Source organism: Klebsiella huaxiensis, assembly GCF_003261575.2.
In the GTDB taxonomy this organism is placed as follows: Bacteria; Pseudomonadota; Gammaproteobacteria; order Enterobacterales; family Enterobacteriaceae; genus Klebsiella; species Klebsiella huaxiensis.
Genome location: NZ_CP036175.1, coordinates 2,783,416 through 2,804,054, shown reverse-complemented (window position 1 = coordinate 2,804,054; position 20,639 = coordinate 2,783,416). Strand labels below are relative to the sequence as shown.

The following is a 20,639-nucleotide window of genomic DNA, read 5'->3' as shown; positions in this document are numbered from 1 at the left end:
GCGTTGTCTGGAAGATTTGTGCACCACGCCCTGCACCGCCTCATTTTGCGCTATTGCACAATCTTCAGTAACTCGGTGGTGAACTGACTAATATCAATCTGATAGGCCGGATAGGCCTCTTGTAATTTGCTGAAGTCACCCACATTGACCATGATGGTGGTGAGCCCTTTCGCCTCATTTTGTTGATACAGGGCCATCGCATCCAGTTTCTCAAATTCGGTGAATAAAACGGTATCGACCTGCATCACTTTGCCTGCAGGCGTTACAGAGATCACCGCGCTATCAATACCGGTGTAATCATCAAGGATATGCGGCGATGAGATAGTAAAAGACATCAGCTTGGTATAGACGGAAAGCTCGGACTCCAGCGCCCTGAGAGCGTTGATGTTACCCGGCAATTCCGCTGTAACAATCCCGGCATCCTTGCAGTAAAGGATTTCGCTAAATAGCCTGAAAAACTCCAGCCAGCGAGGGTCAGCCTGCTGCGGGCTGGTCTTAAGTTTTGTGCCTTCAAACAAGTCGACAATTTCAATGGCAGTTGACCAGACGTGCTGTAATTTTGTGCGAAACTGCACTTCAACATCAAACCCTCCGCAGGAATAAATCCGATGAATTCCGCGATATCCGGTGGTTTTAGGTGCAATTAAATAGTCTCTTGTTCGCTTAACGATCGCCCCGTCGATATCCGTTCGATATATTTCAGCCTCAACCAAATCATCATAGTTGTCCATAATCACGCGGCAGCCTGCAATGTCACTCATCTGGCTCACGTTGATGGTCGTGGAGGTCATGCCATCCAATGAGGGACGGGATAATTTATCAAGAATGGTGGGGAAACGTTTTAACCTTGACGTGACTTGCCCCACGCCAAACTGCTCCAGGGCGCTACGAATATGCCTCATCGGTCGATCGTGTGCCGCCCTGTATTCCTGGATGATAACGATGTCCTTTTCAGAGGCTGTGCCTTTGCGAATACGTCTGCCAGCTTTTTCAATTTGACTACGGGAATGCTTAAGGATGAATTCACCATCCTGAAATGCGCTATCGGGCATGATTTTATCGTTAATTGGCAACATGAAGTGGATCACTTTCCCACATCTAAAACCATCGTCAAAACAAAGATTTCACTTGTACATGAGATTTCGCACGTCCTGCACTACGATGGTGTAAAGTCGATATACTCTTCATACTTCATCCCTTTCAGCTAACTGACAACAGGCGAGAATCCCGATATGAATAACGCATCAAACTATCATCAGCTGACTCGCACCTTTCAGCGTCTTTCACGCTTCTCGCATCTCTCCGCCATCGCTGGCTGGGATATGTTCGCCATGATGCCGCCCGGCGGCAGCGCAGCGCGTGGTGAAGCGCTGGCGGAACTCGGCGTTTTGCAGCATCAAATTTTGACCGATAAAAAAGTAGGCGAATGGCTACGCAATGCCCGCCAGGAAGAACTGAATGATGTAGAACAGGCAAATCTGCGCGAAATGACGCGTCAATATGAACAGGCCGCGCTGCTACCCGAAAGCCTGGTTGAAGCCAAATCGCTGGCGGGTAGCCACTGCGAACACGCCTGGCGTAGCCAGCGCCCGGCAAACGACTGGCAGGGATTTGCCGAAAATCTGCGCGAAGTCGTCAAGCTCAGCCGTGAAGAGGCGCAAATCCGCGCCGAAGCCAAAGGCTGCTCTCGCTATGACGCGCTGCTGGATATTTTCGAGCCGGATATGACCAGCGCGCGGCTGGACGTCCTGTTCGCCGACCTCAAATCCTGGCTTCCTTCTTTACTTGCTAACGTTGTTGAGAAGCAGGCGCAGATGCCGCTCATCGAACCGCAGGGGCCGTTCCCCGTCGCCGAACAACGCGAGCTGGGGCTGGAAGCGATGCGCGTGCTAGGGTTTGATTTTGACGGCGGACGCCTGGACATCAGCGCTCACCCGTTCTGCGGCGGCGTCCCTCAGGATGTGCGCATCACCACGCGTTACAACGAAAACGACCTGCTCAGCGCGCTGTTTGGCGTAATTCACGAAACCGGCCACGCGCGCTATGAACAAAATCTGCCGCGTAACTGGCTCGATCAGCCCATCGCCCTCGCCCGTTCAACGGCAATCCATGAATCACAAAGCCTGTTTTTCGAAATGCAGTTGGGCCGTAGCGAGGCATTCCTGCAACGGCTGCTGCCAACGGTACGCCAGTACTTTGGTGAGCAACCAGCCTTCAATCGCGACAACTTCATTGCGTGGAACCAGCGCGTCAAGCCGGGTTTTATCCGCGTTGATGCCGATGAAGTGAGCTATCCGGCACACGTTATTCTGCGTTACGAAATCGAACGCGCATTGATTGATGGCGATATTGAAGTGGAGGATATTCCGGCGCTGTGGGATGAAAAAATGCAGCACTGGTTGGGTCTTTCCACCACCGGTAACTACCGTGATGGCTGTATGCAGGATATCCACTGGACCGACGGCGGCTTTGGCTACTTCCCGTCTTACACTCTGGGCGCAATGTACGCCGCACAGCTGATGGCTTCCGCCAAACGGGCGCTACCGCAGTTGGAAAGCGACATCGCCAACGGCAACTTTAGCGCCCTGTTCGACTGGCTGCGGCAGAATATCTGGCAGCACGGCAGCCGCTTCAGTACCTCTCAGCTGATTCAACATGCCACTGGGGAAGATCTCAATAGTGCCTTTTTCCGCCAGCATTTGACCTCACGTTACCTGTAAAACAGCGGCGTCGGATCTCCCCGACGCCTTGTTTCGCCTTTGTTCAGAGGCGTTGTACATACCGTTACACGCCGAAACCAAACACTCACGGAAACCTCGATAAGACAAGCATATAGTTCTTTCAACGGCCCCGCAGTGGGGTTGAAACAAGAAACCTTTTCGAGGATATCAGAATGAAAAAAGTATTAGCTCTGGTCGTTGCCGCTGCAATGGGTCTGTCTTCTGTTGCGTTCGCTGCCGATGCTGCCACCACCACTCCGGCTCCGGCTGCTGCAACCCACAGCACCACCGCGAAAACCACGCATCACAAAAAACACCACAAAGCCGCTGCCAAACCGGCCGCAGAGCAGAAAGCTCAGGCTGCTAAAAAACACAAAAAAGCAGAAGCCAAACCCGCTGCTGCCCAGAAAGCCCAGGCCGCTAAAAAACACAAAAAAGCCGCCACTAAACCTGTAGCTCAGAAAGCACAGGCAGCTAAAAAGCACCACAAAACGACCAAACACAATACCGCTAAACCTGCTGCACAACCGGCTGCTTAATCTCCCCGGTTAGGCTGTTTGATATGATATCGGCGCTGCTTCAGCGCCGTTTTTTTCTGGAGAGCACCATGCTGCGGCGCTATCGTTTTGAGCTCATCCTGATACTACTGATTATCTGCGCGCTGATCGCCAGCCGCTTTTTCCTCTATTGAACCGTTAGCTGCCAGAGGTTATAGCCCAGGCCATACAGGGCCAAAAACAACAAGAAAAGCGCCGATATCGTGGTCAACCTCCTCGCATAGTGCGCCGTTAACCAGCGACGAATCGCCAGAATATAGAGCGACAGTACGCTCAGGTCGATAATCACCCACACCATTGTCAACAACCCCAGACTCAAACCGATACTGGCGGTGATATGAATAAACTGCGGAAAAAAAGCGGCAAAAAAGAGAATATCTTTCGGGTTGCTTAGTGCCGTCACAAACCCTGCCATCACCCCGCTCCGCTTCACCGATACGCTCCCTGGTGCCGCTCTCTCGCGCAACATACTCAACGCAAGCTTGATGATATACAGCGACCCGGCAATCGCCAGCAACGTCAACGCTCGTGGATCTAGCGCCACCAGCCCCGTCAACATCGCGGCTGCCGCAGCAATCAATACTAAAGAAGCCAGGTTTCCCCCGACCATTGTGCGTACCGCGCTGGCATACCCTTCGCGCGCCGCGGCTCCGGTGACCAATAACACCACCGGCCCCGGCGTAGCAATCAGCGCCAGTACCGTCAGGCAGTAGGCTGTAAGCAATGAAAAATCCATGAACTGAACTCACTATTCGATGATAAAGACGCTATATTCCACCTTGATTTCAGAGTTGAAAAACGACAAATAGTGAGCTTAAATGTGAGTTTTACTCAATATAGAGAGTAATAGTCGATGTCGTTGCCGCCGCTCTACGCTCTGCGCGCATTTGAAACCGCCGCGCGTCTTGGCTCGTTTAGCAAGGCCGCCGTCGCGCTACACGTCACGCCCGGAGCCGTTAGCCGCCATGTCAGCACCCTGGAAGCGTGGTTTGAGTGCCAGCTTTTTTTTCGTCATGGGCCAAAAGTCACGGTTACCGACGCAGGACGGCAGCTGGCGAAAGCATTAGAAGAGAGTTTCTCGGCGATTGACCGGGCCTGTCAGACCCTGCGCCGTCAGGCGGGAAAGTTACGGCTGAAAGCGCCGTCCACCCTCACCATGCGCTGGTTACTGGACGTTCTGCAACAGTTTCGCCAGCAGCATCAGCGCCCGGAAGTTGAAATGAGTAGCCTGTGGATGGACCGGGACTGCGTCGATTTCGCTCAGGAGCCGTTTGACTGCGCGATCCTGCTCGGCGACGGTAATTTTGGCGACGATAATGTCTGTAGTCTGCTGTTTGCCGAATGGCTCATCCCGCTTTGCGCACCGGTGATGCAACAAAAGGCCCGGCAGGATTTAGCCACCTGCACGCTGATTCACCCTTCGACCGATCGTCGGGACTGGCGGCGGTGGCTGCAATACTGCGGGCAACAACAACAGCCGAATATTAGTCAGGGCTTCGTTTTTGATACCCTGGAACAAGGCACTATGGCAGCCATGAGCGGCCATGGCGTCAGTATTGGCGATCTACTGCTCAACCTACCCGCGATCCGCGCCGGACTGCTGGCGCTACCCTTCTCGACAGCCGTTGCCACCGGCGAGGGATACTATCTGGTGTGGCCCAAAAACACGCTTAACTCGCAGCCCATCGCGTTGCTGCACGACTTTTTGCATCAGCATATTCCCGAGTCTCTCCCTGACAATATCACTCGCCAGGGGCAAGCGCCTTTTTACAAGACATGAACCGCCGTGACCAGCAGATAACCCGTGGTGCCCCAAATCATGGCGGATACCAGAGATACGTAAACTAATGCGCGAATACCTTGTTTAGACATAGACCCTCCCGTACATCGGGTAATGAGAGATTGCAGATATCATCGCCGGGACAACATCTCTATTTGCTCAACAAGGTGATAGCAATAACAACGTTTTGGGTGAGAAAATGTTTCGCTTTGAAAGGAATTGAGAAACAGGTAAAGAAGTATTTTTTCTTTTATAGATAACTCTTGTTTAACCAGTAACATCGCCTTCTGGATCACTCACCTTAAGAAAAATCTGCAGTAAGAAAGCTTTTTACCCCACACAGGATGCTGTACGTTCGGATACACGATTTATGTTGCTTCCGGCCCCTGTTTCTGCGGAAATAACGCAGCAGAAAATCGATGTTAACCGTTTGAAATTACGCTATTCGCCTACTAAAAAAAGGCTGTTTTTTCTTCTTTTGCGGGCGTTAGAACTTCATTAAAATTATTCTTAACTTTCATAAACTTAAATCTGCTGCTACTTTCAATATACATAATTAACTCCCCAGAGAGTGATATGCGTAGAGACGTACTGTTATTACTGTGTTCATTTTGTCTATTTCCCGCGCTAGCTCAGGCTGACGATGATGGCATGAGTGCAAAAGATATTAAGACGCTGTTTTTCGGTCATGATGATCGTAAACCGGTGAATAACCCCACAGATACACCGTGGGATGCTATCGGGCAACTGGAAACCGCCAGCGGTAACCTCTGCACCGCCACGCTGATTGCGCCAAATATGGCGCTAACCGCCGGGCACTGCCTGCTTACACCGCCCAAAGGCAAACCGGATAAACCCGTTGCGCTGCGCTTCATCTCGCGTAAAGGGGGATGGGTGTATGAAATTCACGGTATTGAAGGCCGGGTTGACCCATCGCTTGGTAAACGGCTGAAGGCCGACGGCGATGGCTGGATAGTGCCCTCAGCGGCTGCACCGTGGGATTTTGGCCTTATCATGCTGCGCTACGCCCCCTCCGGAATTACGCCGGTACCCATTTTTAGCGGCAGCAAGGCCGATTTGACCACCGCACTGAAGACCGCTGAACGCAAAGTCACGCAGTCCGGCTATCCGGAAGATCATCTGGATAATCTCTACACTCATGAAGATTGTGTGGTGACCGGCTGGGCGCAGACGTCGGTGCTGTCGCATCAGTGCGACACCTTACCGGGCGATAGCGGTTCCCCGCTGCTGCTGAAAACCGACGCGGGTTGGCAGGTTATTGCGGTACAGAGTTCGGCTCCGGGACCTAAAGATCGCTGGCGGGCGGATAACCGAGCCATATCGGTGACTGGTTTTCGCGACAAACTGGAAACGCTGGCCGCCCAATAAGCGGTCAGCCCTGCTGCTGACGCAGCTGTAGTAAAGAAGCGACGGGCATCGGCTCGCTGAAATAGAATCCCTGCAATCTGTCGCATCCCGCACGACGCAGCAGCGCCAGCTGTTGCTGGTTTTCAACGCCTTCCGCCACCACCGTAATGCCTAGCGCCCCGGCAATACGCACGGTACCACGCACCAGCTCCGCCGCCTGGGTATCGACATCCACCAGCCCGGCCAGCGATTTATCGATTTTGAGACTGTCAAAGCTGAAGCTACGTAAATAACCGATGCTGGAATATCCGGTACCGAAATCATCCAGCGCCACCGCAATGCCCAGCGATTTTAAATTCTCAATCGCCGCCCTCGCGCGATCGGGATTTTCCAGAACATAGCTCTCGGTGACCTCAAGCTGCAATCGGCGGGCCGGGAAATGGCAGCGTCCAAGCACCTGTACCACGCGCGACTCAAACTCCGGATCGCGAAACTGCGCCGGAGAGATATTCACCGATAGCAGCAGATCGCCCATTGGCTGCAGGTCACAGCAGGCGCGATAGAGGACAAACTGGCCGAGGGCGTAGATCAGGCCGCTGCTCTCGGCAATGCCGATAAACGCATCCGGCGGCAGCGCCCCCTGAGGGCGTCGCGGCCAGCGCAACAGCGCTTCCACCCCTTCCATCACCAGCGTGTCGGCGTTGACGATCGGCTGATACCAGACGTCAAACTCTTCATTTTCCAGTCCCTGACGAATGCCGTTTTCGATATTGAGCTGATACTGCCGCGCGTCGCTGAGCGCTTCGTCATACCAGGTTGTGCGCCCTTTGCCAGTTTTCTTCGAGTGATACATGGCAATATCGGCACGGCGAAACAGCTCGGTGCTGGAGCAGGTCGCCGGAACACCGCTGGCAATACCAATACTGGCGCTGATATAGATTTTGCGATCGTTTAAGGTGACGGGGGCTTTCAGCATTTCCAACACCGCCCAGGCAAAAGCTGACGCCTGATTGGCTGCCAGCTCCCCGCTGATTGTCATCGCGAACTCATCGCCGCCCATCCGCGCCAACATCCCGCCGGAAGGAATGCGCTCCCGCAGCTCTTTGGCAATATGGGTGATCAGCGCATCGCCAACATCATGGCCGTAGTTATCATTGACATCTTTGAAGCCGTCGAGGTCGATAAACACCACGCTTTGCGTTTGATATTGCGAATTTTCACAAACCTGATTCAGCCGCTCGATTAGCGCCCGGCGGTTAGGCAAGCGGCTTAGCCAGTCGGTCATGGCGATATTGCGCGCCAGCTTTTCGCCGCGCGCTAGCTTGTAAAGACCCAGACTGCTAAACAGAATAAACAGCAAGATAAGCCCAGCTGCTACCGCAGCAATCAGCCGAATACTGTTCGATGCCGCCCGCGATGCCTCCGCACCGGGAAGTCCCGGCTGCCAGCTGAGGTAACCCACGATCTCTCCGGCATGAGTACGCAGCGGAATACTGTACTCACCGCCGGTGGGAGTGACATGCAGATTGCGAATCTGAAAGGTATCACCAAGGCGTTCGAGCATTTGCGGGTTAATGTGCCGGGTAATCACCAGATAACGGCGGGTATCATCATGCACCTGCAGGCGTCCAACCGTTGGGCGAATCAGACCAATACCGATAAACGCAATACCGGCGCGGGTGCGGGTGATGCCCGCATAAGCGCTTTTACCGCTGCGTAGCGCTGCGGCATGCTGCGAGATGAGCGCATGAAAACCATTGCCTAAAAATTGCGTATCCTGCTCGGTAAAACTCTGGCTACGAAACGATCCCCACAAAACCTGATAGTGCTGGTCCAGCACGAAAGTGCCATCATAAAGATTGTTGATTTTAAAACCCGATCCCCATGAATTATAAAGCCATTGCGAATCGAGCTTCTCCGCATAGGTCTGATGAACCGCATCATCCCAGATGGCGTTATCCATCACCAGCGACAGCACGCGGTTGACCGAGGTCTGCACTGCGCCATCCACCGATAGCACAGAGCGATGCTTGTCGATTTCGTTGGCTTTGAGGCCTATCAGATGTTGAGAGAGATAGAGTAGAGAAATAACAGACACGATTAACCCGATCCCGGCGAGGAAGATCATGATGGAAAGCGTTCTGGCGGAGGGGATATTGCGCCAACCTAACGAGTGAATCATGTTCTGCCCTCATCATGGCCGGTCAGGAGATACGCCGAACTGGCTCTTTTTTAAGAGTAATACAGAGGGCAGAATTTGCCGCCTGCATTCACAGGCGGCATCACATCAGGCAAGTTTAATTAGCACCATGCCAACGACCAAAAGCAACAAACCGGCCCAGCCTTTATAATTCAGACGTTGACCAAACAGCATCCAACCGGCGGCAATGGTCGCCGCGATACCGAAACCGCCCCACAGTGCATAAGCTACCGACAGGTCAATCCCCTTAACCGCCTGCGAAAGCGCGCTAAATGCGCCAAGGACCGCCGCTAAGGACATCACGCCGTAGAATTTACGCCGGAAGCCGTCGGAAAACTTAAGAAAAACGTTGGCGATAATTTCCAGCACAATCGCCAGCGCCAGCCAGGCGCCGTGAACCCACTCAAACTGTTGCATGAGTTCTCTCCTTGCGCTGTTTCACCGTTTTTTGCGTCCCGGACTTGATTAATACGATCCCGACGACCAGGGTGACCAGGCCAGCAATTTTTATCGCCGATAGCGTCTCATCAAACAACAGCACGCTGAAAATAGTGATCAGTAAAATACCGATCCCTTCCCACAGGGCGTAGGCCACGCCAAGGGCGATTTTTTTCACCGCGAAGGCGAGAAAAATATAGGAAAGCGCAATCATTACCAGCATTAAAATAAAACCAGTGTGTCCACCGCTTACGCTAGCCCATTTCATAGACAACGTGCCGGTAATTTCAGCAACGATAGCTAAAGCTAATAAAATCCAATAAAACATGATCCCTTCTCCTGCTTGAGAATATAATCCATTGCGGCTTACCGCGAAGTAAACCGGAAAAATTCTGACGTTATTTTAGCCGTGCGCAGCGCGCCAGCTCAGGCAGAGAGAAGAAGACTATAGCGCCGAGCGCCAGTGCTGCTCGCCAAGGAAGCGGGAGTTGAAGAGGGATACTGCAGGGTGATAAGAAATATACATCCTGAACTTATTGTCCATAAAATCACAATTATCCGCGCTATTGCTTCTCATCATTTGCGGATGAAAATTGTCCTCGGTAGTTATACACAGGCTAATTTGTACCATAGTGCTACATTTAACTCAAAGTCTTTGCAGTTCTTTACTTCTGAAATTTGATTTTGATTAGCTTTTTCTGATCCCGTTCGCCATTATGATCCCATTCCGTCAATTATAAATAAGCGGGCCGTTTTTTCTTTTTAGCAGACACGCAGCGTTGAGACGCCGACTTTACCAGCGTCTACAATGAATTCACATTAGACTCAATTTTTTTCGCAGGGAGCGGTATGGCCAAACCCATCATCACACTTAACGGCTTAAAAATGGTCATCATGCTCGGCATGATGGTTATCATCCTGACCGGCATTCGCTTCGCGGCGGATATCATCGTTCCTTTCGTGCTGGCACTGTTTCTGGCGGTAGTCATTAACCCACTGGTTCAGCTTATGGTGCGCTGCCGGGTACCGCGGGTGCTGGCTATTTCACTGCTGGTGGGCCTGATTGTCCTGCTTGCCGTCGTGCTGTTGGCTTCGCTGGGGACTTCTCTCAATGAACTGGCGCGTACCCTGCCGCAGTATCGCAACTATCTCTATGAACCGATGCAGGCCATTGCACCGTGGCTACAGCGCTTCGGCTTTACCGTTTCGGTGGTTGAGCTTAATAAATATATTGACCCTAACGCAGTAATGACTCTGGTCACCAGTCTGCTCACTCAGCTTTCAAACGCCATGTCCTCTATCTTCCTGCTGCTACTGACGGTGGTGTTTATGCTGCTGGAAGTCCCGCAGCTACCCGCCAAGCTGCAACAGCTGATGTCGCGGCCGGTGGAAGGCATGGGGGCGATTCAGCGCGCACTCGATAGCGTCTCCCACTACCTGGTGTTAAAAACCGCCATCAGTCTGGTAACCGGCCTGGTGGTCTGGGGAATGCTGGTGCTGCTCGATGTGCGTTTTGCCTTTATGTGGGGACTGTTAGCTTTCGCGCTGAATTACATTCCTAATATTGGTTCGGTTCTCGCCGCAATCCCGCCAATTTTGCAGGTGCTGGTGTTTGGTGGTTTGTACGACGCGCTGGTGGTTCTGGCGGGCTATCTGATTATCAACCTGGTGTTCGGTAACATCCTCGAACCGCGCATTATGGGCCGTGGGCTGGGGTTATCAACGCTGGTGGTGTTCCTGTCGTTAATTTTCTGGGGCTGGCTACTGGGGCCGGTTGGTATGCTGCTCTCAGTGCCGCTGACCATTATCGTCAAAATCGCTCTCGAGCAGACGGTCGCCGGGCAAAGTATCGCCTTTCTGCTGAGTGATTTGAGTAAAAACTAACGACATTGCACGCGCTTTCCCCGGAGGCGATGCTGGCGCATCTGTCCGGGCTACCTGCCCGCAGACGGCGGTGAACCCGTAGCCCGGTCAGCGCAGCGCCACCGGGAAGCAGCAGCGCCAGTGCATCAGTCCCTGAACCATGCCGACTCGGTTCTTTTTATACACACCCCCCATGTCTGTAGACCAATCATTCATCTTCATTATTGATCGCCATCACATCTCTCACCTGCCAATTATTACTCTTACGCTAACAATTCGCCGCCAGCCTTAATTGATGCCAGACACGCGGGGCCGCACACTAACTTCCACACCAGGACAATCAAAACGATTTGTCGAATCAGGAGGTTAACAATGAGTGCCGAACAAACGACCGGACGGGTCTGGAACCGTCGACGGACGGAAAAACAGCGGCGACTGGCCGAGGCTAAGATCTCAGGTAAAGTCATTCCCACCGACCAGCTGGTTGCGGTTCTGGAACATTTACTGGCTCCCGGCGACCGGGTGGTGCTGGAAGGCAACAACCAGAAACAGGCCGATTTCCTCTCGCGGATGCTGGCTGAAGTCAACCCGCAAAAAATCCACGACCTGCATATGATTATGCCGAGCGTCGGACGCAGCGAGCATCTGGATCTCTTTGAAAAGGGCATCGCCCGTAAACTTGATTTCTCCTTCTCCGGCACCCAAAGCCTGCGTATTTCGCAGCTGCTGGAAGATGGTCTGCTGGAAATTGGCGCGATCCACACCTATATCGAACTTTATTCCCGCCTGTACGTCGACCTGTCGCCGAACGTCGCGCTGATCGCCGGTTTCAAAGCCGACCGCAAAGGTAATCTCTACACCGGAGCAAGTACCGAAGATACTCCGGCGCTGGTTGAAGCCGCCGCCTTCCATGACGGTATCGTCATTGCGCAGGTCAACGAACTGGTGGATGACGAATGCGACCTGCCGCGCGTTGATATCCCCGGTTCGTGGATTGACTACGTCGTTGTTGCCGATAAACCGTTCTTTATCGAACCGCTGTTTACCCGCGATCCGCGCCTGATCAAACAGGAACATATTCTGATGGCGATGATGGCGATTAAAGGCATCTACGCCGAGCATCAGGTGCAATCGCTAAACCACGGTATCGGCTTTAACACCGCCGCCATCGAACTGCTGCTGCCGACCTACGGCGAACAGCTCGGTCTGAAGGGCAAAATCTGTAAACACTGGACCCTGAACCCGCATCCGACGCTGATCCCGGCGATTGAAAGCGGCTGGGTGGAGAGCGTGCACTGCTTCGGCGGCGAACTGGGGATGGAAGAGTACATCCGCGCCCGCCCTGACGTATTCTTTACCGGCGCAGATGGCTCCATGCGTTCCAACCGCGCCTTCTGCCAGCTGGCAGGTCAGTACGCGGTGGATATGTTTATCGGCTCAACACTCCAGGTGGATGGCTACGCCAACTCATCGACCGTCACCCGTGGGCGTCTTTCCGGCTTCGGCGGCGCGCCTAACATGGGTCATGACCCGCACGGTCGTCGTCACGCCACCCCGGCCTGGCTGAATATGATTACCGAACCCGACCCGATGCAACGCGGTAAAAAGTTGGTGGTGCAGATGGTGGAAACCTTCCAGGCGGGCGTTAAACCAACCTTCGTAGAAAAACTGGATGCCATTGAAGTGGCGAAAACCTCCGGAATGCCGCTGGCGCCAGTGATGATCTACGGCGATGACGTAACCCACGTACTAACCGAAGAAGGAATTGCCTATCTCTATCGCGCGGAAAGCCTTGAAGAGCGCCGGGCGATGGTCGCTGCGGTGGCCGGGATCACCGATATCGGCCTCGGAGTTGACGCCAAACGCGTGGCCGAACTGCGCCGCAGCGGAAAAGTCGTTTACCCGGAAGATATCGGCATTCGTCGTAGCGACGCCACCCGCTCCTTGCTTGCTGCTGGCAGCGTCTCAGACCTGGTGGAATGGTCCGACGGCCTGTACAACCCACCGGCAAAATTCCGGAGCTGGTAATGAAAAACCTCTCTCCCCAACTCGCAGAAACCCGGGCCCGGCGTCTGGCGCAAATCGCCAGCGACTGCCTGATCGACGAAGCGCGCCTTAGCCCGAAACCTGGCCTGGTTGATAGCCGTGGCAACGGCGCGCATCTGGACCTGAATCTGGCGCTGATGGAACGCTCGGCCCATAGCCTGACACCGACTTTTCACGCGCTGGCACAGCAAAGCTGGCTGCGCCCGGTTGATATCGCCCTGCGCGAGACCGTTGGTCGTCTGGGCCGTGAAGGCGAAGCGCAGATGATGCAGGCGACGGCCGGGGTCAACACCCATCGCGGCGCTATCTGGGCCCTTGGCCTGCTGGTCAGCGCAACGGCCATGATGGGGGGAAAAGGTCATTCACAGAGAATCGCGGAAACTGCCGCCGCCCTCGCCCGTTTGCCGGACGCTTGCGCGCCGAAGACCTTCAGTAAAGGTCTGCGCGCCAGCCGCCGCTGGCAGGTGCCGGGTGCGCGTGAAGAGGCGCAGTGCGCTTTTCCGCACATCACCACCCTGGCGCTGCCGCAGCTGCTGCGCAGCCGGGCGCAGGGGGCCAGCGAAGAGCAAGCCCGCCTCGACGCGCTGATAGCGATTATGACTTCGCTCAGCGATACCTGCGTGCTCTCTCGCGCCGGAATGGCGGGACTTGACGCCATGCAGCAAGGTGCTGCCGAGGTGCTAACCGCCGGAGGATGTGCGACAGCTACGGGCCGCGCCGCTCTGGCGCAACTTGATGCCCAGATGCTGGCGCAGAACGCCTCGCCGGGTGGCGCTGCGGACCTGCTTGCCGCCACCCTGTTTCTCGACCGGGTTTCCGCCTAACGCATTCAGAGGATGTTATGGAACAGATTAAATTGTCATTTCCTGCCAACCGCGCCCTCAGCGGCAAAGCGCTGGCAGGCGTTGTTGGCTCCGGCGATATGGAAGTGCTCTATACCGCCGGACAGAGCAACACGCTCAACGTAGAAATAACCACTTCGGTGGACAACAGCCAGGCGCGCTGGAACGCGCTGTTCGACCGCCTGAACCTGGTTAACGGCCTGCCCGGCGGGCTGCTGATTATCCACGATTTCGGTGCAACGCCGGGCGTGGCGCGTATCCGCATTGAACAGGTTTTTGAGGAGGTGGCTCATGCGTAACGATCGCAGCTTTATCGAATTACGTGCCCGCGAACGCGCCCGCATCCTGCTGGACGACGGTAGCTATCGCGAGCTGCTCGACCCGTTCGAAGGCATCATGTCGCCGTGGCTGGGCGCACAGGGTATCGTCCCGCAGTCCGATGACGGCATGGTGGTCGCGAAAGGTACCATTAACGGTCAACCCGCGGTGGTGATCGCCATCGAAGGCACCTTCCAGGGCGGCAGCATGGGCGAAGTCTCCGGCGCGAAAATGGCCGCCGCGCTTGAACTGGCGGCGGAAGATAACCGCAACGGTATCCCCACCCAGGCGGTGCTGTGCCTGGAAACCGGCGGCGTGCGTCTGCAGGAGGCCAATCTGGGCCTTGCCGCTATCGCCGATATTCATGCCGCGATTGTCGACCTGCGTCGCTACACCCCGGTGGTCGGTATTATCACCGGCACCGTCGGCTGCTTCGGTGGGATGTCCATCGCCGCGGCACTGTGCAGCTACCTGATTGTCACCCGCGAAGCACGCCTGGGGCTCAACGGGCCACAAGTTATCGAACAGGAAGCGGGGATTGAAGAGTATGACTCCCGTGACCGTCCGTTTATCTGGAGCATGACCGGCGGCCAAATTCGCTACGCCAGCGGCCTGGTGGATGCGCTGGTGGGTGACGGCGTCAACGCGGTGAAAACGGCAATGAACGAGGCGATTGCCCAGGGCGTACCGGCCCAGCATCGCAGCGACAAATATGATGATTTCCTGACCCGTTTGACCCACTTCGATACCCGCCAGCAGGCGGATACCGCGCAGATCAAACAGCTATTCGCCCGGGAGGAGAAATAATGAGTCAGTTCACTAATCGCGCCGCGCTGTGGCTAAACCAGCTGGCACCAAATGCCCCGCTGATGAGCGGTCTGTGCCCGTCAGTACAGGTTGCCGATGCCGATTTTAACGGTGAAACCGTGCGTTTTATCGCCGTGGTGCCGGATGCTAAAAACCACTACCCGCGCGCCGCTCAGGGCGAAGTCGGCCTGCTTGAAGGCTGGACTCTGGCGAAAGTGGTCAACGAAACTATCGATGCCGATGCGGATAACCCGGTGAAGCGCCCAATCATTGCGGTTATCGATGTGCCAAGCCAGGCCTATGGTCGCCGCGAAGAGGCCTTCGGTATTCACCAGGCGCTGGCCGGTGCGGCAGGCGCTTATGCCAAAGCGCGTCTTGCTGGTCACCCGGTGATTGGCCTGATTGTCGGCAAAGCGATGTCCGGGGCGTTTCTGGCCCACGGCTACCAGGCCAACCGCCTGATCGCCTTTAACGACAGCGGCGTGCTGGTCCACGCGATGGGCAAAGAGTCCGCCGCGCGCATCACCCTGCGTACCGTTGAGGCGCTGGAGAAACTGGCGGCAACTATCCCGCCGATGGCCTATGACGTCAGCAACTACGCAACGCTCGGCCTGCTCTCCGCCCTGCTCGATATCAGCAATCCGGATGCCCCAGACGCCCGCGACCTGACGCTGGTCACCACCACCCTGCGCGACGCCATCGCTGACGCCCGCCAGGATACCACGCTGAAGTGCCGCCTGGGTGCGGAGAACCGTCGTAGTTCCCAGCTAGTACGCGATCGTATGCGCGCCAGCTGGTAGTCAGTCCCTAAGTAGAAGAAAACCTGCCGGAAGCGGCCACCTAAAGGCACTCATCGAGTGTCTTTGGGGAGAGACTGCTTTTAGAAATTATAACAATCGCGTCAGTACTCTTTTTCATTTACAGGTGATTTATGACTTATGTGATTATTCATGCCCTCGCGCCGATTTTTGTCATCATGCTGCTGGGCTTCTGGGCCGGCAAGGCCAAAATGGTCGATAACAAAAACGTCTCGCTACTCAACATTTTCGTGATGGACTTCGCTCTGCCCGCGACGCTGTTTAGCGCCACGGTACAGACTCCATGGAGCGGGATTGTCGCTCAATCGCCGCTGGTGCTGGTGCTCACCGGCGCGATGTGGATCACCTACGCGGCCATCTACTTCCTCGCTACCCGCGTCTTTAAGCGCTCACCGCAGGATGCCGCCGTGCTGACCCTGACCGTGGCGCTGCCTAACTACGCCGCGCTCGGCCTGCCGATTCTTGGCAGCGTGCTTGGCGAAGGTGCGTCAACCTCGCTCTCGGTCGCCGTGTCTATTGCCTGTGGTTCGGTATTGATGACGCCGTTCTGTCTGCTGATTCTGGAACGTGAAAAGGCGCTGGCAGCCGGAGAAAATAGCGGTTCGACGCTGGCGATGCTGCCGATACTGATGTGGCGTTCGGTGAAAAAACCGATTGTCTGGGGCCCGCTGCTGGGGGTGGTACTTTCCGCCATCGGTATCAAAATGCCGGACCTGCTGCTGGCCTCAATCAAACCGCTGGGCCTGGCGGCAACCGCCGCAGCACTGTTCCTGACCGGGGTGATTCTGTCGGCGCGTAAGCTGCAACTCAACGCGCTCATCGCCACATCGACCATCGTTAAACTGCTGGTGCAACCGTTTATCGCCTGGGGTCTGGTGATGCTACTCGGTCTGCATGGCTCCATCGCCATTACCGCCATTCTGATGATTGCCCTGGCGGCCGGTTTCTTCGGCGTGGTGTTCGGTAACCGCTTTGGCGTGCAGTCGCCGGATGCGGAAGCGGTGCTGCTGTTAAGCTCGGTTCTGTGTATCCTGTCGCTGCCGCTGTTTATCACTTTAACTTCAGGGATCTAACGATGTCATCAACGCCGCGTCCTCACGATTTAGTCTGGTTGAATCATGCCTGTGCGCTGGAGGCTACCGAGGAACTCTGGGTCGCCCAGCACTGGCGAGTCAGCCTGCCGGTGGTGGTCCGACGTGACGTTGATGCCGACGCCCGCATTCCGGTGGGCGTGCGGGGCATGAAGCGCGAACAGCGGGCGGCGGGCTGGGTACGGATGGAGAATATCGTTCGTACCATCAGCCCGGAAACGCTCGCCGACCGCCAGCTGCTTCTGCGCTCACCGTTTGTCTCTCAGCCGCCGGTACAGGCGGCTATTTCACTGACGCTGCACGACTGGCCATGGCGCTGGGGCATTACCGGCAGCACCGGCTACGCGCTGGCCACCGAAATTCCCGTTCTGCACGCCACCAGCGATCTGGATCTACTCATTCGCGCCCCGCAGCCTGTGGATCGTGAGGCATTGCTCGAATGGCAAGCGTGCATCGCGCAGCTACCCTGTCGGGCGGATACTCAGGTCGAAACGCCAGCCGGGGCTTTCGCGCTTAACGAGTGGCTGCGCGATGGCCGCGCTCTGCTGAAGATGTCCCACGGCGCGCGTCTGACCGAGACGCCGTGGAACAGGGAGGAAGTATGAAAATTCTCTTTACCTTTCCCGGTCAGGGAAACCAGCGGCAAGGTATGCTCGCCGCTATCCCCGATCGCCAGAATATTATGGCCGAAGCGCGCACCGTGCTTGGCGATGAAGTGGACCATTTAGATAGCGCCGCCGCGTTACAACATACCCGTGCGGTGCAGCTTTGCCTGTTGATTACCGGTGTTGCCTGGGCGCGGGAGCTTCAGCGTCAGGGCGTAAACCCGGACATGGTCAGCGGCCTGTCGATCGGCGCTTTCCCGGCAGCGGTGATTGCCGATGCGCTGGACTTCACCGATGCCCTACGTCTTGTGGCGCTACGCGGCGATTTAATGGAGCAGGCTTATCCTCACGGCTACGGACTCACCGCCATTATGGGCCTGACGCTCGACAGCGTGGAAAAGCTGATTGCCGACAGCGAGCTGTATATCGCCAACCTTAACGCTGAAACGCAGATTGTCATTGCCGGGCGCAATGAGGAGATGGCACGAGTGGCACAGCTGGCGCTGAAAGCGGGTGCCAGCAAAGCGCAGCGGCTGGCGGTCAGCGTACCGTCGCATTGCGCGCTACTGGATAAACCGGCGGCTGAGCTGGCGGAGGCCTTTTCTACCATCACGCTCCGGCGACCGCGCTGCGCGTATTTGAGCGGCTCCACGGCGCGCGTGCTCTGGGACCCGCTGAAAATCGCCGACGATCTGGCGCTGAATATGTCGCGCACCGTGCGCTGGCAGGAGGCGATGATCGCCGCCGATGAGCGCGAGGCGCGGCTGGCAATTGAGATGCCACCGGGCGGCGTACTGACCTGTCTCACCCGCCAGGCGGGCTGGCACGGTGAGAGCATTTCGCTGGAACGCAGCGGCGTAGACGTCGCTCGTCACCTGGCAACCCGGCTTAATGGTTAAGGCTACGGGCGTACATCCTCCCTTCTGCCGCCAGCGCCAGCAGGTCGGCGTCGCGTTCGCGATGATGTGAATAGACAATCGAGATAAGCTGGCGCATCTGATACGGCTCCGCCAGCTTCAACAGCTGTACGTCGTTTTCATAGACTTTTTTCATGCGTCCCGGCAGCAGTGCAAACCCCACCCCCGCCTGCACCAGACTAATCATTGAAAAGATATCGTTAACCCGGGTAACGATTTCCGGCTCAAATCCGGCTACCTGAAACGCATCCTGAAAGCCCGCATAGGTGGCAAATCCTTCCGCCAGCGAGACAAACTTACGCTCAGCGTAATCGCGCAGCTCGGCAGGTTGGCTGGTATCCAGTTGCTCCGTTGCCGGGGCAGCGAGGAAGATGTCATCCTCAAATAGCGGGACCACATCAAAAGCGGAATTGCTGAACTCACCTTCGTTAGTGGCGATCAGAATGGCATCCAGCGCATCATCTTCCAGCATATCCAGCAGCATCTGATTGGAGCCCATGGTGAGATCCAGCTCCAGCTCAGGACGGCGCAGCTTCATGCCCATAATAATGCGCGGCACGGTTTCCAGCGTCAGGGAGTAAAGCGTGCCGATGCGCAGCCGCCCCTGTCCGACGCCCGCCACTTTGCGCGTTGCTTCCAGTCCCCGAGTCATCAGGCTCATCACGTCCTGACAGTATTCCAGCAGCGTCCACGCCGCTGGCAGCGGCAGAAGATTGCGCCCTTTATGGATAAACAGCGGGCAGCCGACGCCCTCTTCCAGGGTGTGCAGCGCCCGATGAACGCTGACGCCGCTCAGCTGCATCGCCTCTGCGGTTCTGGCGATATTGCCCTTCACCATAAACATCATAAAAACCGACAGCTTGCGGAAGGTGATCTCCTGATTAATGTCGTCTTTCATTGCATTGCGCCCCGCACTTCGGTCTTTATTAGCATTTTCTTGTGTTATTTCAATATAGTATAAACGCAATTACCGATTGAGGTATTAGCCGGAAGAGGGGTATACCCGCATTGCAATTTATCGGTTTCGCCAGGCCAGCAGCAGGCTGGCGAGGGTAAAGGCTGTCATGATCCACGCCATCGTCCATGGCGTACCGTCACGCAGCCACGCCAGCAGTAACGAAGAAATAATCCCGCTACCGTACTGCAATGAGCCAATCAGCGCTGAGGCCGAACCAGCAAACGCCCCTGCCTCATCCAGCACCGCGGCGGTCGAGGTGGCGGCAATCACGCCGTTCATCGAGAAAAAGAGGAACACGCTGGCCACTATCAGACCAATACCGCCAATTTGCAGCCTGACGCCCGTCGCCAGTATCACGACGGCTAGCGCGGCAACCGCCAGCGATATTTTCAGCAGCGAGCTCAGGGCGTGGCGCTGAACCAGACGCCGGTTCACCACGCTCATCGCCATGACCCCAATAATATTCACTGCGAACAGCCAGCCGTAATGCTGCGGCGCAACGCCGTAGTAGCGAATATAGACATCCGGTGATCCGGTTATAAAGGCATAAGCGGCGACGTAGAAAAAGGTCAGGCTCAGGGTGTAGCGCATAAAAGTCGCGTTTTTCAACAGCTGACTATAATTGCGAAATGCCCCCAGCATTGAGCCCTGCTGACGACGTTCCGGCGGCAGAGTTTCCGGCAGCCAGCGCAGCGCGATAAACATCAGCCCACCAATCACCACCAGCAGCCAGAAGATAGCGTGCCAACTGGTGACTTTAATCATCTGCCCGCCGATTAGCGGCCCGGCAATCGGCGCAATAGCCATCACGATAGTTAAGGTTGAAAGCATCTGCGCCGCTCGGCTGCGGGCAAAAAGATCGCGCACCATCGCCCGCGCCAGCATAGGCCCGGTGCAGGCTCCCAGCGCCTGGAAGACGCGCCAGAAGACAATTTGATCGATAGTGGTCGACAGCGCACAACCTGCGGAGCCGATGATGAACAGTAACATGCCGATAAACAGCGGCTTTCTCCGACCTAGCCGGTCGCTAATTGGCCCCCAGACCAGCTGCGCCAGGGCAAAACCAATCAGAAAACCGGTGATAGTCAGCTCAGCGTCGCCCTGTAATTCGGCAGCCATCACCGGCATCGCCGGCAGGTAGATATCCGTCGAGAGCGAGGTGAACGCCATCAGCCCGCTGAGAATCAGAATAAACAGCGGCCCGCTGGCTGCACGCGTTTCGGTGAAGTCATTATTATTTCCGTTAAGGAGAGGGATTGCGATGAGGAGAGCAAGGAGTTTAGCGGGAAAGACGTGCGGAATAATCCTGCA

General features: G+C 55.9%; 22 protein-coding genes. 14 read left to right on the top strand and 8 right to left on the bottom strand.

Translation table 11 applies throughout. The features are described 5' to 3' along the window. Positions 1 to 50 precede the first annotated feature (50 nt). Complete coding sequence (locus tag DA718_RS13470; RefSeq protein ID WP_112214321.1) at positions 51 to 1,076, bottom strand: RelA/SpoT domain-containing protein; 1,026 nt, start codon at positions 1,074 to 1,076, stop codon at positions 51 to 53. A 156-nt stretch (positions 1,077 to 1,232) separates the two neighbouring features. Between DA718_RS13470 and DA718_RS13465 the strand changes: the two genes are divergently transcribed. From DA718_RS13465 to ydgU, 3 genes are all read left to right on the top strand, one after another. Further along, the gene (locus DA718_RS13465; RefSeq protein ID WP_112214322.1) at positions 1,233 to 2,720 is read left to right on the top strand and encodes a carboxypeptidase M32; all 1,488 of its coding nucleotides are present in this window, start codon (positions 1,233 to 1,235) and stop codon (positions 2,718 to 2,720) included. Positions 2,721 to 2,893: 173 nt separating this feature from the next. Beyond that, the gene (gene asr, locus DA718_RS13460) at positions 2,894 to 3,259 is read left to right on the top strand and encodes an acid resistance repetitive basic protein Asr (protein ID WP_110274073.1); all 366 of its coding nucleotides are present in this window, start codon (positions 2,894 to 2,896) and stop codon (positions 3,257 to 3,259) included. Between the two features lie 23 nt (positions 3,260 to 3,282). Further along, entirely contained in the window at positions 3,283 to 3,411 is a 129-nt protein-coding gene (gene ydgU / locus DA718_RS30850; RefSeq protein WP_112214323.1) for a small membrane protein YdgU, read from the top strand. Here the strand turns inward: ydgU and DA718_RS13450 are convergent. Continuing rightward, positions 3,405 to 4,013, bottom strand: coding sequence for a LysE family translocator (locus tag DA718_RS13450; RefSeq protein WP_112214324.1), 609 nt, complete (start codon positions 4,011 to 4,013; stop codon positions 3,405 to 3,407). The two genes, ydgU and DA718_RS13450, sit on opposite strands and share 7 nt — an antisense overlap. Before the next feature lie 117 nt (positions 4,014 to 4,130). Here DA718_RS13450 and DA718_RS13445 point away from each other — a divergent pair, with 117 nt between their 5' ends. Continuing rightward, the gene (locus tag DA718_RS13445) at positions 4,131 to 5,057 is read left to right on the top strand and encodes a LysR substrate-binding domain-containing protein (RefSeq protein WP_112214325.1); all 927 of its coding nucleotides are present in this window, start codon (positions 4,131 to 4,133) and stop codon (positions 5,055 to 5,057) included. Between the two features lie 576 nt (positions 5,058 to 5,633). Further along, positions 5,634 to 6,446: a trypsin-like serine peptidase gene (locus DA718_RS13440; protein WP_112214326.1), complete on the top strand. Its 813-nt coding sequence runs from the start codon at positions 5,634 to 5,636 to the stop codon at positions 6,444 to 6,446. A 4-nt stretch (positions 6,447 to 6,450) separates the two neighbouring features. Here the strand turns inward: DA718_RS13440 and DA718_RS13435 are convergent, their stop codons facing one another. The 4 genes from DA718_RS13435 to DA718_RS31200 all read right to left on the bottom strand — a co-directional run bounded on the left by DA718_RS13435 (position 6,451) and on the right by DA718_RS31200 (position 9,589). Next, complete coding sequence (locus DA718_RS13435; RefSeq protein ID WP_112214327.1) at positions 6,451 to 8,607, bottom strand: putative bifunctional diguanylate cyclase/phosphodiesterase; 2,157 nt, start codon at positions 8,605 to 8,607, stop codon at positions 6,451 to 6,453. A gap of 105 nt (positions 8,608 to 8,712) precedes the next feature. Then, on the bottom strand, positions 8,713 to 9,042 hold the full coding sequence (gene mdtI, locus DA718_RS13430; protein WP_112214328.1) for a multidrug/spermidine efflux SMR transporter subunit MdtI: 330 nt from the start codon (positions 9,040 to 9,042) through the stop codon (positions 8,713 to 8,715). Further along, positions 9,029 to 9,391, bottom strand: a complete 363-nt coding sequence (gene mdtJ / locus DA718_RS13425) for a multidrug/spermidine efflux SMR transporter subunit MdtJ (RefSeq protein ID WP_112214329.1) — start codon at positions 9,389 to 9,391, stop codon at positions 9,029 to 9,031. The genes mdtI and mdtJ overlap by 14 nt, the downstream gene beginning before the upstream one ends. A gap of 117 nt (positions 9,392 to 9,508) precedes the next feature. After that, complete coding sequence (locus tag DA718_RS31200) at positions 9,509 to 9,589, bottom strand: hypothetical protein (RefSeq protein ID WP_479684511.1); 81 nt, start codon at positions 9,587 to 9,589, stop codon at positions 9,509 to 9,511. Positions 9,590 to 9,912: 323 nt separating this feature from the next. Here DA718_RS31200 and DA718_RS13415 point away from each other — a divergent pair, with 323 nt between their 5' ends. The 9 genes from DA718_RS13415 to mdcH all read left to right on the top strand — a co-directional run bounded on the left by DA718_RS13415 (position 9,913) and on the right by mdcH (position 18,352). Continuing rightward, positions 9,913 to 10,947 (top strand): AI-2E family transporter, encoded by a 1,035-nt coding sequence (locus DA718_RS13415; protein WP_110274065.1) that lies wholly within the window; start codon positions 9,913 to 9,915, stop codon positions 10,945 to 10,947. 351 nt (positions 10,948 to 11,298) lie between these two features. Then, positions 11,299 to 12,954, top strand: coding sequence for a malonate decarboxylase subunit alpha (mdcA, locus tag DA718_RS13410; protein WP_112214330.1), 1,656 nt, complete (start codon positions 11,299 to 11,301; stop codon positions 12,952 to 12,954). After that, positions 12,954 to 13,796 (top strand): triphosphoribosyl-dephospho-CoA synthase, encoded by an 843-nt coding sequence (locus tag DA718_RS13405; RefSeq protein WP_112214331.1) that lies wholly within the window; start codon positions 12,954 to 12,956, stop codon positions 13,794 to 13,796. The genes mdcA and DA718_RS13405 overlap by 1 nt, the downstream gene beginning before the upstream one ends. A gap of 17 nt (positions 13,797 to 13,813) precedes the next feature. Next, positions 13,814 to 14,113 carry a malonate decarboxylase acyl carrier protein gene (gene mdcC / locus DA718_RS13400; RefSeq protein WP_112214332.1) on the top strand — a complete coding sequence of 100 codons (300 nt, stop codon included), beginning with the start codon at positions 13,814 to 13,816 and terminating at the stop codon, positions 14,111 to 14,113. Further along, positions 14,106 to 14,939 (top strand): biotin-independent malonate decarboxylase subunit beta, encoded by an 834-nt coding sequence (locus tag DA718_RS13395; protein ID WP_112214333.1) that lies wholly within the window; start codon positions 14,106 to 14,108, stop codon positions 14,937 to 14,939. The genes mdcC and DA718_RS13395 overlap by 8 nt, the downstream gene beginning before the upstream one ends. Beyond that, positions 14,939 to 15,739, top strand: a complete 801-nt coding sequence (gene mdcE / locus DA718_RS13390) for a biotin-independent malonate decarboxylase subunit gamma (RefSeq protein ID WP_112214334.1) — start codon at positions 14,939 to 14,941, stop codon at positions 15,737 to 15,739. The genes DA718_RS13395 and mdcE overlap by 1 nt, the downstream gene beginning before the upstream one ends. Before the next feature lie 131 nt (positions 15,740 to 15,870). Next, entirely contained in the window at positions 15,871 to 16,830 is a 960-nt protein-coding gene (locus DA718_RS13385; protein ID WP_112214335.1) for an AEC family transporter, read from the top strand. 2 nt (positions 16,831 to 16,832) lie between these two features. After that, positions 16,833 to 17,453: a malonate decarboxylase holo-ACP synthase gene (locus DA718_RS13380; protein ID WP_112214336.1), complete on the top strand. Its 621-nt coding sequence runs from the start codon at positions 16,833 to 16,835 to the stop codon at positions 17,451 to 17,453. Further along, positions 17,450 to 18,352 (top strand): malonate decarboxylase subunit epsilon, encoded by a 903-nt coding sequence (mdcH, locus tag DA718_RS13375; RefSeq protein ID WP_112214337.1) that lies wholly within the window; start codon positions 17,450 to 17,452, stop codon positions 18,350 to 18,352. The genes DA718_RS13380 and mdcH overlap by 4 nt, the downstream gene beginning before the upstream one ends. Here the strand turns inward: mdcH and DA718_RS13370 are convergent. Both DA718_RS13370 and DA718_RS13365 read right to left on the bottom strand, forming a co-directional pair. Next, entirely contained in the window at positions 18,342 to 19,268 is a 927-nt protein-coding gene (locus tag DA718_RS13370; RefSeq protein WP_112214338.1) for a LysR family transcriptional regulator, read from the bottom strand. The two genes, mdcH and DA718_RS13370, sit on opposite strands and share 11 nt — an antisense overlap. Before the next feature lie 117 nt (positions 19,269 to 19,385). Next, positions 19,386 to 20,498 carry a multidrug effflux MFS transporter gene (locus tag DA718_RS13365; protein ID WP_112214339.1) on the bottom strand — a complete coding sequence of 371 codons (1,113 nt, stop codon included), beginning with the start codon at positions 20,496 to 20,498 and terminating at the stop codon, positions 19,386 to 19,388. Between the last annotated feature and the right edge of the window lie 141 nt (positions 20,499 to 20,639).